Here is a 14,436-nt window from a genome sequence, read left to right as displayed (position 1 = left end):
ATTGTCCCCGTACAAAACAGTTGAAGCGCCTTTTAGAATTTCAATGCGCTCAATCGAATCAAGACTAATCTGCCCCCAATCAGCGCCAGAAAGATCAACCTGGTTTGTCCTTCGCCCGTCAATCAAAACCAGCACATTGGTTTTGCTTGTTTCGCCAAACCCACGAATATCCATATTGACACCCTTCGGATTACCTAAATAATTAGCAACAAAAATACCGCTCTGAGTCCCAATAATTTCAGGCACAGATGTTGCCGTTGATTGTTCAATATCCTCTCTTGTAACAACAGAAACACCTTGTGTCACGTCTAAAATGTTTAAACTATTTCGGCTCGCTAAAATATTAATTTCTCCTAAATCAAAATCATCAATTGCAAAACAAATGCTTGGAATTAAAAAAACCGTGATCAATAAAAAACCTATTCTTTGTTTCATTTTCTGTCTTTCTTTTAAATACTTCTGCTTTTACGGTGGAAGTGTTTACCCAGAAAGTATCCTTCGCGTTACCAGAGAAATCCTTTAGAAACTTCCAAAAAAACTCTACGTCGCCTGATTAAAATCAGGCTCCTTAAGAGTCTTCTTTTCGTCTTCCTTAAAAACATAAAGAGTGAAAATATCCTCGTCGCTTACAGCTCCTCAGGATGTTCTGTCCGCCTTCTCTTTAAAACAATAGCAGTCGGCAAACAACAAAAAAAAGACTCCCAACCGAAAAATTCAGCTGGGAGTGCATCCTCGAAACTCTAGTCCTCAACATTTATTCCTGCACTGTTTTCTCGCAGCACAAAAATACGTAGTCTTTAGGAAGGCATTCTGGCTCCTAGAAAAATTTCTAGTTACAGCAGCGGGACTGCATCTGGTTTTCACAGATTTTCCCTTTTAAGTCCTTTAATTTCTTTAAGGACGCCTAAAGCAAACCCCTTTAGAGAAAAAATTCTCTAACAAAAAAGGGGTAAAAAAGTTTTAAAGAACGTGCGCAAAGCGAGTCTGCTTTATTCGCTTTGCTAAAATTTCATAAACTCCAAAAAATACAATACTATATCCAATTGTGCTTAAAAGAGTCATTCTAAAAAATGGAATCGCAAGCATAAAACAAGTCGACAACCCTTTAAGCGTTAAAGGATAATATCCTGACAACCAAACACCAAAATTTGTGATCACAAAAAAAACAAATGCAGACACAAGGCTAGAAGCAATAACATTTTTCGCACTCTTTTTATTGCGAAGCCAAAGTCCAATCGCAGATATCAACAATAAACTACCCCACGTAAAAATCATCACAGAATGCGCTCCTAAAATAATGTCTGTTGCCATCATTAAAAAAACAGGAAAAATCATCGCATATTTCTTATCAAGATAAACACCGCCAAAAAGCACAAGGGCAAGAACTGGCGTAAAATTTGCCGGATGAACAAACAGCCTCATCGCAACACCAAAAATTAATAATCCAAATGCCAACATAATAAACTCCTTTTTTAAATTTAATTCATTGTAATATTGATTCAAAACAAAATCAATTTAAAATATCTGAAATTCCATTAGACTGGAATGAGCCATTCTACTTCTCGTAAAAGCTCTTCAACCTTAAAAGGCTTTGTCATATACTTTTGTGCCCCCACCACCTTGCCAATAAGACGATCCGCATCATCTTGAAGCGCCGTTAACATAATAATGGGAATCGACTCATCTTTACTTTCTCGACGAATCTTTCGACACACCTCAAATCCATTTAATTTAGGCATTTTTAAATCAAGCAAAATTAAATCTGGCGCCTCTGTTAAATACTTCTGATACCCTTGCTCTCCATCAAAGGCTTCAATAACTTCATACCCTGCCTTCTTAAAATGAACTTTTAAAAGAGTCACCAAATCTTTTTCATCATCAACAATCAAAATTTTCTTTTTTCGATCAGACAAAGCAGTCATTTGTTGATAAAAAAATTCAAAAAACTTTTTTTCATCCTCGCTATCAGTCTTAACAATTTTAACACCCACCCGATACAAATCAAAATCATCCAATTTTAATGCCCATGCCGCTGCGGCCCTCAACAAAATCTCCTGACCCTCTTTGACTTGAATAAATAAATCAATTTCTTGTCCTTTTTCTATCTTTAATTCAGAACGAAAACAAATACCCTCCGCACTTAAATTGATTGTTGTAATCTCAAAGGATTCTTCTGAATTATCCGAAAATTTAAAGCGACCAGGAAAATTAACATCTACTCTTTTATAAGCTCTTTTTTCTGTCATTTTAGATTATCTCCTTGTATTATAATCATCCATTCACAAGATGACTTGACTCCCCACAAAAAAAATCAACAATTTTCTTAAACATCTTTTCAAAAAATAACAACTATCCAACACTCGAAACAGGAATTGTAACAAAAAATTTAGACCCTTTGCCAACTTCGCTCTCAACAGTTATTTTAGCGCCATGCCTTTCAAGTATCATATAGGCTGTGCTTAATCCCAATCCAGTTCCCTTGCCCGGATCTTTTGTTGTATAAAACGGTTCGAAGATTTTGTCCTTAACCTCTTTTGGCATTCCACTACCCGTATCTGAAACCTCTACAATCACTTCCTTTTTATCTTCCTGCACATCCTCTGTAATATATGTCTTGATGCTGATCTCTCCTTTGTCTTCAATCGCATCAAACGCATTGCCAAATAAATTAAAAAAGACCTGTTCCAATAAAATCTTATCAGCCTTAACAACAATTTCTTTATCCGTAAACTCCGTGTTAAAAACAACATCCTTATTTTTAAATGTTCCCCTAGAAAGAGAAACAACATTATCCAGCGCTTGATGCAAAGAAATATCAGATAATTCCATCTGGGAGTATCTTGAAAAATTAAGAAGCTCTACGACAACCTTGTTCGCACGTTCAGCCGCATCAACGATCATTTTCAAATGCTGCTGACCTTCTTCCCCTAAATCGCGTATTGTTTCCTCTAACATCCCAACGCTTAGCAAAATAATCGATAAAGGATTTTTAACTTCATGTGCAACGCCAGCAGAAAGCTGACCAATCGCTGCCATCTTTTCTGATTGCAAAAGTTGCTGCTGCGCCTGCTTTAACTGCTTATGAACTTTCTGAAGATCTAAAAACATCGCCTCAAGCTTTTGCTCTGCTTCTTTGCGTTCTGTAATCTCTGTGCCAATACATAAAATTTCTTTTGTACCAGAATCTGTAAAAATAACCTTGTTTGTCCAAGCAACCCACATTCGATATCCATCCTTGCGCATGTTTTGGTTTTCATTAAACGCATACTTCTCAGGATAAACGCAAATTTCTTCAATCATTCGCTTTAGATCTTGCCCCGAATCATCTGTCTCGGGAACAATAGTGCCAACAACACTCTTGCCCAAAATTTCCTCTTGTTTATACCTAAAGAATTTCTGAGCAAACTCATTTAAAAAAGAAACCCTTCCTTCTTGATCCATACGCAAAATAATACTATTAGCGCTTTCAACTAGCTCCCGATATTTTTCTTCACTTTTTTTAATCGCCATCTCATCTTCTTTACGCTTTGTTATATCGCTCATCGTGCCAATCATTCGATTGGCAACACCATGTTCATCTGTCAAAAAAACGCCATGCTCCTCAAGATAAATATAATGACCATCTTTTTGACAAAATCGATACTCAACATCAAAAGGCTGCAAATTCTTCATTTTCTCATTAAACCTAGATACCACCTCAGTCCTGTCATCTGGATGAATATGCGAAACCCATTCATCTGAATCAACATGTAAATATTCTTCCGGAGTATATCCTGTGACCTTTTCAATCGCCCCTGACCAATAAACTCTTTGCGAAACAAGATCGTGGTCATAAATAAGCTGTCCGGTCTGTTCTGCCATAACACGATAACGATCTTCACTTGCCATCAAATCTTCTTCTGTTCGAATGCGCGCAATAACACCGCCTAAGCGCGCCGCAATAATCTCAATAGCATTTCGCGTTAAAAGAGAAATATCTTTATAAAAATGAGATGAAAGAAAAATAATCGCCACCACTTCTCCTCGATCTTCAACCGGAGTAATCGCAACGCCACGCAGACCTTCATTTCGGCGGACTCCATCTAGTTGAGCAGCAACTTCTGAATAAAGACCATAAACCGCACGCCCTTCTAAGACACACTGCACTTTCTCCTGACTAACATCTAAATTCTCACAAATAGCTGCAAACTCTTCAGTAAATCCTTTTTGAATAATTAACCTTGGCTTCTTTGTTTCTTTTTCGATTAAATAAATCGCTCCAGAATCAAACTCCTCAATCTGCAACATAATTTGCAAAAGATCTTCAGAGGCATTCTTTAGATTATGCCTAGCAGATAACATAATCCCTAAGTCTCTTTGCAAAGAAATGATCTTTTCACTTTTTCGTCGCTCCGTAACATCCTCTCCTGAGCTTAGGATACCGATGCATTGACCATCTTCTCCTTTAAGCGATGAATTGCTCCAAAGAATGTTTCTTTCTTCCCCCCGCTTTGTTAAAATTGAATTTTCATAATAGCGCAAAAGTTCAGTCTCACCTGCCATCAAGCGAGCATGAACTTCTTTTATGCGTTTCGCATTCTTTTGAGGCAAAAACAAATCAAACCAATTCTGTCCTAGAATTTCTTCTTTGCGATAGCCTAAAATCTCGCATCCTCGTTCATTAATTAAAATAATATTTCCTTCTATATCTAGCGCTACCATCATAACGCCAGCAATATCCAAATATTGTCTCGCAAGATCCTTCTCTCGCCTAAGGGCATCCTCAATTCTTTCTCGCCTTAAGATTTCACGATCAAGATCATTCTTGCTAGCCGTAACATCTTTAAGATTGATCGTCATCTGATTAAACGCTTCGGCCAATTCACCAAGTTCATCCTGAGTATCCGCCTGAATCACAATATCCAAATTTCCCTTTCCAACTTCAGATGTTGCATTTCTAAGTTTAATTAACCGACTCGAAATCGAATCAGAAATGATAAATCCAATTAAAATTGAAAGACCCATCGCAATCAAAGAAACAATGAGGATAATACTTTTTATTCGATTAATATCAGAAAAAACTTCGTCCCCTTTAAAAGACAAAACTAAAACCCATCCCAAGCCTTTATAATCACCAAACCCTCTTGATTGCGAATACGCAACAAGTTTTGTTTCCTGATCTTTTTCTTTTATAACAAAATAACGAGGGTAATCACTCAGAAATCTTTCAAAAGATGAAAAAGAACTCTGCCCCTGGACTGTTTTCAAAAAATGTGTTTTGAAAGGATAGATTAACTCTCCATTTCTTGTAAAAAGCTGAAAATCTGGAATAGCAATTTGTAAATCTAAAAATCCTATCGTTGGCTCAATTTCAGCTTGCTTTACAGAATCAATAATATCAAAAACTCCGTCAAGATTAAAAACAACTTTTAAAACACCTAAAAAATCTCCATTAACATCATTAATTCTTAAGCAGAAGTTAATTGCATTCATATTAGAGCTCGCATCAAAATTAACATCCTCCACAAACAGCCCTTTTTCTTTTGCCTGAATCCACCAGTTTTCGTCAGCCTGATAATAATCCGTTGTCATTGAAGTTTGTGCAATGTTAACCCCATATCGATTCGTAATAAAAGCCTCTCCAAAAACAGGATATCCGTATTCACCAGAATAAAATAACAATCGATTTCTAAGAAGCTGTGCCAAAGGATTTTCTAAAGAATCAGAAATGAACAAAGGCATTTCCCCTTGTCCAATTTTATCCCAAAGTTTTTCATGCTCCTTAACATAGGATGGGAAATCTTCAATCTTAGAAAATTCTTTATTAGAGTCTCGAAGACTTTTCTGGAAATTTGGATCAAAAAAGATTTCGCGAAAGGCTTGAATTTTATTAAAGATATCTCTATCGATCTTACCCAATGTTGTTCGAGCCAAAACAGCAGAACTTTTTCCAATATTTTTTTCAAGCGCTCGACGACTTATGTTCGTCGCCACATAACCGACAACCGCTAGAAGAAAAACAACAATTAAAAAACCTAAAATTAATTTGATACCTATTTTCATAATCAGACGCTAAAATACGCTCCCAATAAAAAAACACCAACAACAATTAAAAAAGAAAGCAAGCTTACAGCGAATGCTTTCATTCCCTGCCTAGAAAATACACTTTTAAAACTCGCGCTTAACCCAATCGCCGCCATCGCAACGCTCCAAAATAATGTCAAAATAATTTTTAACACTGGACGAAGAGGCTCAACAATAGGAAAAAATGTAAAGATCAGGCCTCCTAACAAAAACCCCCACAGATACCAAGGAACATAAAGTCTCCCTTTAGAAAAACTTGCAAATAACGGAATTAAAAATAATAATCCTGAATATCGAATCGCCTTAACCGAAATAGCTAACAATTTTATATAGTCTGGAAAATCTCGAACAGCAACTTTAACAAAGCCAGTAAATTGTAAAACACTGCCAGAAAGAACACCATAATCGACATCTGACATTTTAAGCCATAAAGAAACTAGCGGCAAAATAACAAACAAACCAATCATTCCAGAAATAAAAATCGGAACCAAACTAACAGAAACTTCATCCGGATCAGCATCGATAGCTTTCGAGGCAATGACAACCGCAGAAGCGCCACAAATAGCAGAGCCAGCCGTCAAGAGATACCCCACTTTTTCCTTAAGCCTTAAAATGGAAGATAAAAAAGTACAGAAATAATGTAAATTATAAAAACAAATAGAATCAAAAAAATAAAGTCAAACTTAATAAATGCAAATGTTTTAAAATTTAGATTAACGCACCCGTACAGAACAACTCCAATCGGAATAAATAAAGTCGGGGCACGATCAATGCCGGAAAAGCATTGCTTAGGAATGCGAAAAAAGGAATTGATAAAAATGCCAAATAAAAGAGCAACAAAAAGAGGATCCAATAGAGGGTTCAAAGTAATTTCTTGAAGAAAAAAAGCCGCAAGTCCAACAACAAGGGCAAGAAAAATACCACATTTATTTTCTGATATTTTCATTTGATTTTCCATCGACTGCCCTTCTCTTTTTCAAGTTTTGAGATCAACTCTAAGGTGCAAACACATTATACCGCAAAAAACTATAAACAAAAAAGGCTTTTAAAAATCTTATCTTTACAACTTTTCAAAGAAAACAAGCTTCGCTGAGCCACAAGATTGGGCACAATCCGCACATAATGTTGTTTTGCATTCAATGACTTTCTTTTGGATAAATCCTTTCTCAACTAAAATATCCAGCATTTTCTCCATAGCCGTTGGCTCAACTTGAAAATATGTCGAAAGCTCTTCCAAGGATAAAATCTTTTGCTTCTCAAATAATTCTTTTATTTTAATAAGCATATTCTTAATATTATAAATATTTCTTAAAGTAATCTTTTATAAAAATAAAGCACGAGAAAAGCATCATACCAATAAAAAGAATCCAACCCAATGATTCTATCGGATGCATATAAAAACGAGCTGTCTGATAAAACAAGACTGCGACAGACCAGCCCAGCAAAGAAGAATAAAGAATGCTAAAAATCATCCATTTTAAATTCAGCTCAGCATTAATTGCCGCAATTGTTGCAATACAAGGCATATAAAGAAGAACCATCAAAAGATATGCAAAAGCCCCTACTTTTCCATCAAAATTTTGAATCAAAGAAAACCGAAAACTTCCCGATATCTCATTATTATTAACACGGTCTTCTTTAGAAGAAAATGGAAGGTTTAATTTTTCTATATTTTCTGGAACAGATAAAAATGCCTGTTTTATCCTCAAGCCAAAATTAAAATTTTCATCAAGACCTTCTCTATTCTCAGTTCTTCTATACAATGAATCTAGCGTGCCAACAACGGATTCTTTAGCAAAAACTCCTGTAAAAATTCCAATAACAGCTGGCCAATTCTCCTGCCTTATTCCCATTGGTTTAAAGACCGGAAGCACAAATTGTCCTCCTTGCTTTAAAACAGACCCGCTCCCCTGCTCTCTTAAATTCGATCCTCCCGAAAAAGCATATAAAAGATTTAAAAGCACAACAACAAAAAGGATCGCTTTTCCAGCTTTAAAAATAAATCCCTTAAGCCTTTCCCATGTATGCACCAAGATGCCTTTCAGAGTGGGCTTATGATAGGGAGGAAGTTCCATAATAAAAGCGGAAGGGTCTCCCTTTAAAACAGTATTTTTAAGCAAAAAAGCTGTCATAATAGCACAAAGAATTCCAATCACATACAGAGCAAAAATAACCAACCCTCCGTTAGAAGGGAAAAAAGCAGCCGCAAAAACTGCATACACAGGCAATCTTGCACCACAAGATATAAAAGGATTAATAACAACCGCTAAAGTACGATCACGAACACTTTCCAATGTTCTCGTCGACATAATAGCAGGAACATTACATCCAAAACCCATTAGCATCGAAACAAAGGCTTTTCCTGGGAGCCCAATAGCACGCATCAGCCCATCCATAACAAAAGCAGCCCGCGCCATATATCCTGAATCTTCCAAAATTGCTAAACAAAAGAACATAAAAAATATTGTCGGAACAAATGTCGCAACCGTTTGAATTCCTCCCCCCAGCCCATCGGCTAAAAATACTTTAAGAATTTCTGGAGCATTAATAAGTGTCAAAATATTTCGAAAACCATCTACAAAAATCGCACCAAATGAAAGATCAAAAAAATCAACAAAACATCCTCCAAAACTAATCGTTATCCAAAATGTTAAATACATTGCTAAAAGAAAAATCGGAATACCCAAATATCGATTCAGCGCAAATTTATCAATCAAATCGGAAATATCTCGTCTCACCACCCTATTTTTAATAACAACTTTTTTACACAAAGAATTGATAAATCCATAGCGACTATCGGCAATAATAATATCGGCTTGTTCCCCTAAGATTTCCTTAGATCTTTGCTGAACATCATTAAGAATATCAAACAAAGGATTTTTAACGCGCGTCTCTTTAAGAAAATCTTTTTCTTCCAAGAGCTTAGTCGCTATCCACCGGGAATTCCCTTCAAAATCTTTTTTATCCTCTGGGTTATTTTTAAGAAATAACGAGATCTCTTTTATGCCTTGCTCAATCTCCTTCGGAAAATAAATGTTTGACTTAGATACTAATTTTTTATTTAAAGCATCTTCAATCAAATCCTTTGCATCGTCAATACCTTGATCTTTGCTAGCAACCGTACAAGAAATCGGCACATTTAAATTTCTTGAAAGCTCTTCAAGCTTAATGCGAATTCCCAAAGATTTCGCAATATCCATTTTATTTAAAATAACAACACAAGGAACACGCATTTCAATAAGCTGTATTGTTAAATATAAATTACGCTCAAGATTTGACGCATCAACAATATTGACCACCAAATCTGGTTTTTGATGAAGGATATATTCTCGAGCAATCTTCTCATCTAAAGAAGACGCTGACAAAGAATAAATACCTGGAAGATCAACAACCAAAACAAACCTTCCTCTGTACGTATAGCTTCCTTCTTCGCGCGAAACTGTGACACCTGGCCAATTGCCTACTTTTCGCCTAGATTTTGTTAGAATATTAAATAATGAAGTTTTGCCGCAATTTGGGTTTCCAACCACAGCAATAATTGATTTTTTCTTCATATTCTTTAAGGTTTATAAACCAAGATTTGTTTTGCTTCGCCTCGACCGATCGCAATACGCGCGTCTTTAAGCTCTAAAACAATTGGTCCAAAATGTGAATTTTTGATAATTTTAAAATCTCCATTAGGAACAAGCCCCAAATCCATCAAACGCTTACGAAGAGCCGCGCCTCCTTGCATCTTTGCCAGGCGAACAGTTTGGTTTTCAGAGACAAGAGTAATAGGAACAATTTCATTAGTTGTCTTTTGGCATTGATCACAAACACCATAAACTTCTAGCTTATGAAATAACGGTCGGCATCCTTTCTGAAAAATTAAAGAATTCTGAAGCGATTCAAGCTGATCACTTGTAAACTCCATAACTTTATTACATTTTACGCAAACAAAATGATCATGGTGATTTTCAGAATGCAACTGCTCATACCGTTTAAAATTTTCTCCTTCAAACTGAAGTTCAGAAGCAAATCCTATCTCAGAAAATAATTTTAATGATTTCTCAACATCTGATTTATCAATATCAACTCCCTTATTTTGAAGAATTTTATAAAAATCTTCAACAGACACATGATCTTCACATGAAGAAAATTCCCGAATAATATCAGGACAAATATTTTTATCAATACGCCCCTTATTATGCAAAAGATCGCAAAGATGATCCTGTACCTCTCTAGAAATAATATGAAAATCTCCGTATAACATAGCTATCCTTTTGTTTTTCTTTTAAAACTTTGATTGTCGTTACAATATTGACGAAAATCAGAGAGCCATTTGACATGATGACCCTCATCCATAAATTCTAAGAACTTTGATAATCTTTCAAACGTATCAACGCTGATCGCATGTTCAATTTTACAAGCATCTTGAGCCGCGATCTTTTTGTTGACCCCTAAAATTTCATCAATAAAACGAATAAGCGTCTTATGCCTGCGATAAATAAGCTTTGCCAACTTTTCGCCTTGTTCTGTAAGCTGCACACAGCCATAACGCTCATGAATCACATACCCGGTTTTTGAAAGAAAATTTAAAGCACTTGCTGTGCTCGATGTCTTAACATTCATCAACTGAGTTAAATCACACACGCGAACAACATTTTTTGTTTCTTTAAGAACAAAAATGCACTCAAGATAATCTTCCATACTTGAGCTTAATACGTTTTCTTGTCTTTTTTTAGTTTCTATCATAATGAATGCTGATCTTTCCTTAAATGTTAGACAAGTCTAACATTTAAGATATAAGCTGTCAAGTCTAATCAAACACCAAAGCTAAAATGACAATTTCCTAAATAAACAAATAAATCTTAGATTTTGCTATTGTGTTATAAAAAAAATATGATACAATTTCATTTAAATAAAGAATTTTAAAGAAAGGATTCTGTTATGGCTCATAAAATTACAGATAAATGTATCGCATGCGGAACCTGTGTTCCAGAGTGCCCAGTAGATGCAATCAGCCAAGGCGACCCTATTTACAAAATTGATGCTGAAAAATGCATTGATTGTGGTGCTTGTGTCGGTGTATGCCCTACTGAAGCAATTGTTGCCGAATAAGAACTTTTAAAAATCTTTTTTAAAGGTTACTGAAAAGAGCCCGTGGATAACCACGGGCTCTTTTCTTTTACTGTTCTCTTAAAATTCTACTTATAGCTCATTAACCGCCAAAGAAGCCAATTCTGATCGTTCACTTTTAGCCAAAAATGCATGGCCAAAAATTTTATGCTTCTTTAATCGTTCGACCGCATACGAAAGTCCATTTGAATTCGCATCCAAATAAGGATTATCAATCTGATCCGGGTCCCCCGTTAAAATAATTTTTGTCCCTTCGCCTGCACGCGAAACAATTGTTTTAATTTCATGCGGGGTTAAATTCTGCGCCTCATCAACAATCAAAAACTGATTTGGAATACTACGCCCACGAATATACGTAAGCGCTTCGACTTGAATTAATCCTGATTTCATCAGAGAATCTGCTGTGAGCTCACTCGTGGCCACTCCTTCAGCTTTTGCAACAACAGAGCGCTTTAAAATAAATTCTAAATTATCATAAATCGGCTGCATCCAATAAGCCAGCTTCTTTTCCATAGTTCCAGGCAAATATCCAATGTCTTTTCCCAAAGGCATAATCGGTCTCGCCACCAAAAGCCTTTCATATGTAGCGGTTTTTTCAGTAATCATAGAAAGTCCACACGCAATCGCCATCAAAGTCTTTCCTGTTCCAGCTTGTCCAACTAATGTAACCAGCTTAACTTTATCATTTAGAAGAAGATCAAAAGCAAAACGCTGCTCCATATTAAGCGGACGAATTCCCATCGCAGAAAATTCTTTTTTAATGGGAGTAAGCATATTTTCAGAACTATCATACCGACAAATAGCTGAAGAAGCGGGATCATCTTTAGCCTTTGCAAAAACATGCTCATTTTCAAACAAAGTATACCCCTTGACCTCAAGTTTATCTTGCGCATAAAGCTGATTAAGCTCATCTTTTGAGATTTCAATCTCGCGCCAACCTTTATATAGATGAGAATATTCAACTTTTTGTTTTTCATAATCCGAAGATTTAATCCCCAAAGCCTCTGCCTTAATACGCGCATTAATATCTTTAGATATAAAAAAAACATCTTGCTTCTTATTTTGCAAATCCCATGCAACGGCTAAAATTTTATTATCACTAAGTCGCGCATCAATATCTGGAAGCTCGACATCTTTTGGGCCAAATGAAAGAATCAGCGTCCCTCCGTTTGACATTTTAGCCCCTTTTTTAAGAGCTCCTTTCTTAATCAAGCCGTCAATTTCTCTTAAAACCTCACGAGCATGCATCCCGTTTTTATCTGGACTCGTCTTGAACTCATCAAGCTCTTCGATCACAACAACAGGAATAATAACATTATTATCAGCAAAAGAATAAATCGAATGCGGATTGTGAATCAAGACATTGGTGTCTAAAACAAAATTCTTTTTCATTTAGCCTCTTGCTCCTTTTGGTTTTTATTGTGGATTCTTTAAAACAGCTCCTGTGTCAGCGCTTGTAACAAACGCCGCATATCTTTTAAGCCAGCCACCTTGCACCTTGGTCTTAAAAGGCTTCAGCTTGGCTAAACGTCTTTTAATTTCAGCGCCAGACAACTTAACATGCAATTTACTTTTATGCGCATCAATTTCTATAATATCCCCATCTTTAAGAATCGCAATTTCTCCGCCAGCCGCTGCTTCCGGGGAAATATGGCCAATGCAAAGTCCTCGTGTCCCACCAGAAAACCGTCCATCTGTAATCAATGCCGCGCGAATGCCTGCACCCTTAAGAGCCGATGTTGGTGAAAGCATCTCTTGCATGCCAGGACCGCCCTTTGGCCCCTCATACCGAATCACAACCACTTCTCCATTTTTTACCTGCCCTTTTAAAATACCTTCCAAAGCATCTTCTTGAGACTCATAAATGCGTGCTGGACCGGAAAACTCAAACATGTCTTCATCAACACCACTTATTTTTACAACAGATCCTTTGCGTGCGATATTGCCAAATAAAATAGTCAATCCCCCCTCTTTTGAGAAAGCATTCTTAACAGATCGCAATATCTTTCCATCTGGTGCAGGAGATTTTTTAACATAACTACGAAGCGTACCATAGACAGTCTTAGCGTCTAAATTTAACGGTGTTTTGTTGCCCTGATCTATTGATTTTAAAATCGCGCCCATACCTCCGATGTTGTGCACATCTTGGATGTGTACATCCATTCTTGATGGAGAAATCTTAATAACATTTGCCGTTACCTTTGAAAGCTGATTAATACGTTTTAAATCATATTTAATACCAGCCTCATGAGCTAAAGCCAAAACATGTAACACAGTATTCGTCGATCCCCCCATAGCCATATCAAGAATAAAAGCATTATCAATAGAATGTTTTTTTAAGATGTCCAGAGGACGTATTTTATTTTTTAATAAAACCAAAAGCTGACGCGAGGCTTTTTTTACAAGATCGATTCTTTTTGGATTTAATTTGTATTGATGCTTTTTGCCCTTCACAGGAACCGTTGCCGTAATAGTTCCGTTTCCGGGAAGTGCAAATCCTAAAACTTCGCCCAAGCAATTCATAGAATTTGCCGTAAACATACCCGAACAACTTCCGAAACTCGGGCAAGCACAAGACGTCAATTTTTCCAATGCCTTTGCGCTCATATTTCCTGCGCTATGTTTGCCAACACCCTCAAAAATCGAAACAAGATCTGTGCAACGCGAACCTGCGAGCATAGGGCCTCCACTGACATAAATGGCGGGAATATTGATCCGAACCATGGCGTTATACATCGCTGGAACAATTTTGTCACAATTACCAATGCCAATCCAAGCATCGCATGGATGAGCCCCAATAATAGTTTCGATTTGATCTGTGATAAGCTCACGAGAAGCCAGAGAATATTTCATGCCAAAATGTCCCATTGCAATTCCGTCACAGATGGCGCCCCCGACATTAGCATACCAAACATTGACACCTTGTTTTTCTAATTCCTTTTTAACAATTGCACCCAACTGATCCAAATGAGCATGACCTGGAATCTGCGTTGTGTAAGAATTAATAATCGTAACAAATGGCTTCTTTAAATCCTTAATAGATTTCAAAACACCTTCTGCCATCATCAAAGATACACTTGGAAGCATGTGAGCGCCTTCACGAAAAACACCACTTCCTTTTTTTCGAACATTTTCAATTCCTTGATTAACCGCGCTATTTGACATAATGCACCTCTAAGTAGTTGATTTATAAGTTAGATTTTATTTTACCTTAATTCTATCTTCAAACAAGACAAAACACTTTGTTTTACCAAG

General features: G+C 36.5%; 11 protein-coding genes, 1 pseudogene and 1 riboswitch. Of the genes and pseudogenes, 1 reads left to right on the top strand and 11 read right to left on the bottom strand.

Annotation, left to right across the window (positions count from 1 at the left end; translation table 11 throughout):
* The 9 genes and pseudogenes from PHY73_05680 to PHY73_05640 form a co-directional block, all read right to left on the bottom strand.
* A partial coding sequence (locus PHY73_05680) for a TonB-dependent receptor plug domain-containing protein (GenBank protein ID MDD3375194.1) occupies positions 1-435 on the bottom strand: 435 nt, incomplete at its 3' end.
* A gap of 347 nt (positions 436-782) precedes the next feature.
* Positions 783-923, bottom strand: a riboswitch (cobalamin riboswitch).
* A gap of 37 nt (positions 924-960) precedes the next feature.
* Positions 961-1,458, bottom strand: a complete 498-nt coding sequence (locus tag PHY73_05675; GenBank protein ID MDD3375193.1) for a hypothetical protein — start codon at positions 1,456-1,458, stop codon at positions 961-963.
* Positions 1,459-1,535: 77 nt separating this feature from the next.
* Positions 1,536-2,246, bottom strand: coding sequence for a response regulator (locus tag PHY73_05670; GenBank protein ID MDD3375192.1), 711 nt, complete (start codon positions 2,244-2,246; stop codon positions 1,536-1,538).
* A gap of 103 nt (positions 2,247-2,349) precedes the next feature.
* A complete protein-coding gene (locus PHY73_05665) occupies positions 2,350-6,042 on the bottom strand; it encodes a PAS domain S-box protein (protein MDD3375191.1) in 3,693 nt (1,230 codons plus the stop codon).
* A 2-nt stretch (positions 6,043-6,044) separates the two neighbouring features.
* Positions 6,045-7,009, bottom strand: a pseudogene (locus tag PHY73_05660) (putative sulfate exporter family transporter).
* Positions 7,010-7,123: 114 nt separating this feature from the next.
* Complete coding sequence (locus PHY73_05655; GenBank protein ID MDD3375190.1) at positions 7,124-7,348, bottom strand: FeoC-like transcriptional regulator; 225 nt, start codon at positions 7,346-7,348, stop codon at positions 7,124-7,126.
* A 10-nt stretch (positions 7,349-7,358) separates the two neighbouring features.
* Entirely contained in the window at positions 7,359-9,617 is a 2,259-nt protein-coding gene (gene feoB / locus PHY73_05650) for a Fe(2+) transporter permease subunit FeoB (GenBank protein ID MDD3375189.1), read from the bottom strand.
* A gap of 5 nt (positions 9,618-9,622) precedes the next feature.
* Positions 9,623-10,315 (bottom strand): transcriptional repressor, encoded by a 693-nt coding sequence (locus PHY73_05645; GenBank protein MDD3375188.1) that lies wholly within the window; start codon positions 10,313-10,315, stop codon positions 9,623-9,625.
* Between the two features lie 2 nt (positions 10,316-10,317).
* Positions 10,318-10,797 carry a metal-dependent transcriptional regulator gene (locus PHY73_05640; protein MDD3375187.1) on the bottom strand — a complete coding sequence of 160 codons (480 nt, stop codon included), beginning with the start codon at positions 10,795-10,797 and terminating at the stop codon, positions 10,318-10,320.
* Between the two features lie 195 nt (positions 10,798-10,992).
* Here PHY73_05640 and PHY73_05635 point away from each other — a divergent pair, with 195 nt between their 5' ends.
* Positions 10,993-11,163: a 4Fe-4S binding protein gene (locus tag PHY73_05635; GenBank protein ID MDD3375186.1), complete on the top strand. Its 171-nt coding sequence runs from the start codon at positions 10,993-10,995 to the stop codon at positions 11,161-11,163.
* Positions 11,164-11,253: 90 nt separating this feature from the next.
* Here PHY73_05635 and PHY73_05630 read toward each other — a convergent pair whose 3' ends face one another.
* Both PHY73_05630 and ilvD read right to left on the bottom strand, forming a co-directional pair.
* Positions 11,254-12,573: a PhoH family protein gene (locus tag PHY73_05630; protein MDD3375185.1), complete on the bottom strand. Its 1,320-nt coding sequence runs from the start codon at positions 12,571-12,573 to the stop codon at positions 11,254-11,256.
* A gap of 24 nt (positions 12,574-12,597) precedes the next feature.
* Complete coding sequence (ilvD, locus tag PHY73_05625; protein MDD3375184.1) at positions 12,598-14,346, bottom strand: dihydroxy-acid dehydratase; 1,749 nt, start codon at positions 14,344-14,346, stop codon at positions 12,598-12,600.
* Positions 14,347-14,436 lie beyond the last annotated feature (90 nt).

This window comes from Candidatus Omnitrophota bacterium, assembly GCA_028693815.1.
Taxonomy (GTDB): domain Bacteria; phylum Omnitrophota; class Gorgyraeia; order Zapsychrales; family Aceulaceae; genus Aceula.
Note: the sequence above shows the minus strand (reverse complement) of the source record. Positions and strands in the feature narration are given on the sequence as shown.

What these genes read in the sequence shown, in the direction of transcription:
- PHY73_05645 (MDD3375188.1), bottom strand. Translation starts at nt 10,315, where the DNA reads ATGTTATACGGAGATTTTCATATTATTTCTAGAGAGGTACAGGATCAT.
- PHY73_05635 (MDD3375186.1), top strand. Translation starts at nt 10,993, where the DNA reads ATGGCTCATAAAATTACAGATAAATGTATCGCATGCGGAACCTGTGTT.
- PHY73_05640 (MDD3375187.1), bottom strand. Translation starts at nt 10,797, where the DNA reads ATGATAGAAACTAAAAAAAGACAAGAAAACGTATTAAGCTCAAGTATG.
- PHY73_05630 (MDD3375185.1), bottom strand. Translation starts at nt 12,573, where the DNA reads ATGAAAAAGAATTTTGTTTTAGACACCAATGTCTTGATTCACAATCCG.
- PHY73_05675 (MDD3375193.1), bottom strand. Translation starts at nt 1,458, where the DNA reads ATGTTGGCATTTGGATTATTAATTTTTGGTGTTGCGATGAGGCTGTTT.
- PHY73_05670 (MDD3375192.1), bottom strand. Translation starts at nt 2,246, where the DNA reads ATGACAGAAAAAAGAGCTTATAAAAGAGTAGATGTTAATTTTCCTGGT.
- PHY73_05665 (MDD3375191.1), bottom strand. Translation starts at nt 6,042, where the DNA reads ATGAAAATAGGTATCAAATTAATTTTAGGTTTTTTAATTGTTGTTTTT.
- ilvD (MDD3375184.1), bottom strand. Translation starts at nt 14,346, where the DNA reads ATGTCAAATAGCGCGGTTAATCAAGGAATTGAAAATGTTCGAAAAAAA.
- feoB (MDD3375189.1), bottom strand. Translation starts at nt 9,617, where the DNA reads ATGAAGAAAAAATCAATTATTGCTGTGGTTGGAAACCCAAATTGCGGC.
- PHY73_05655 (MDD3375190.1), bottom strand. Translation starts at nt 7,348, where the DNA reads ATGCTTATTAAAATAAAAGAATTATTTGAGAAGCAAAAGATTTTATCC.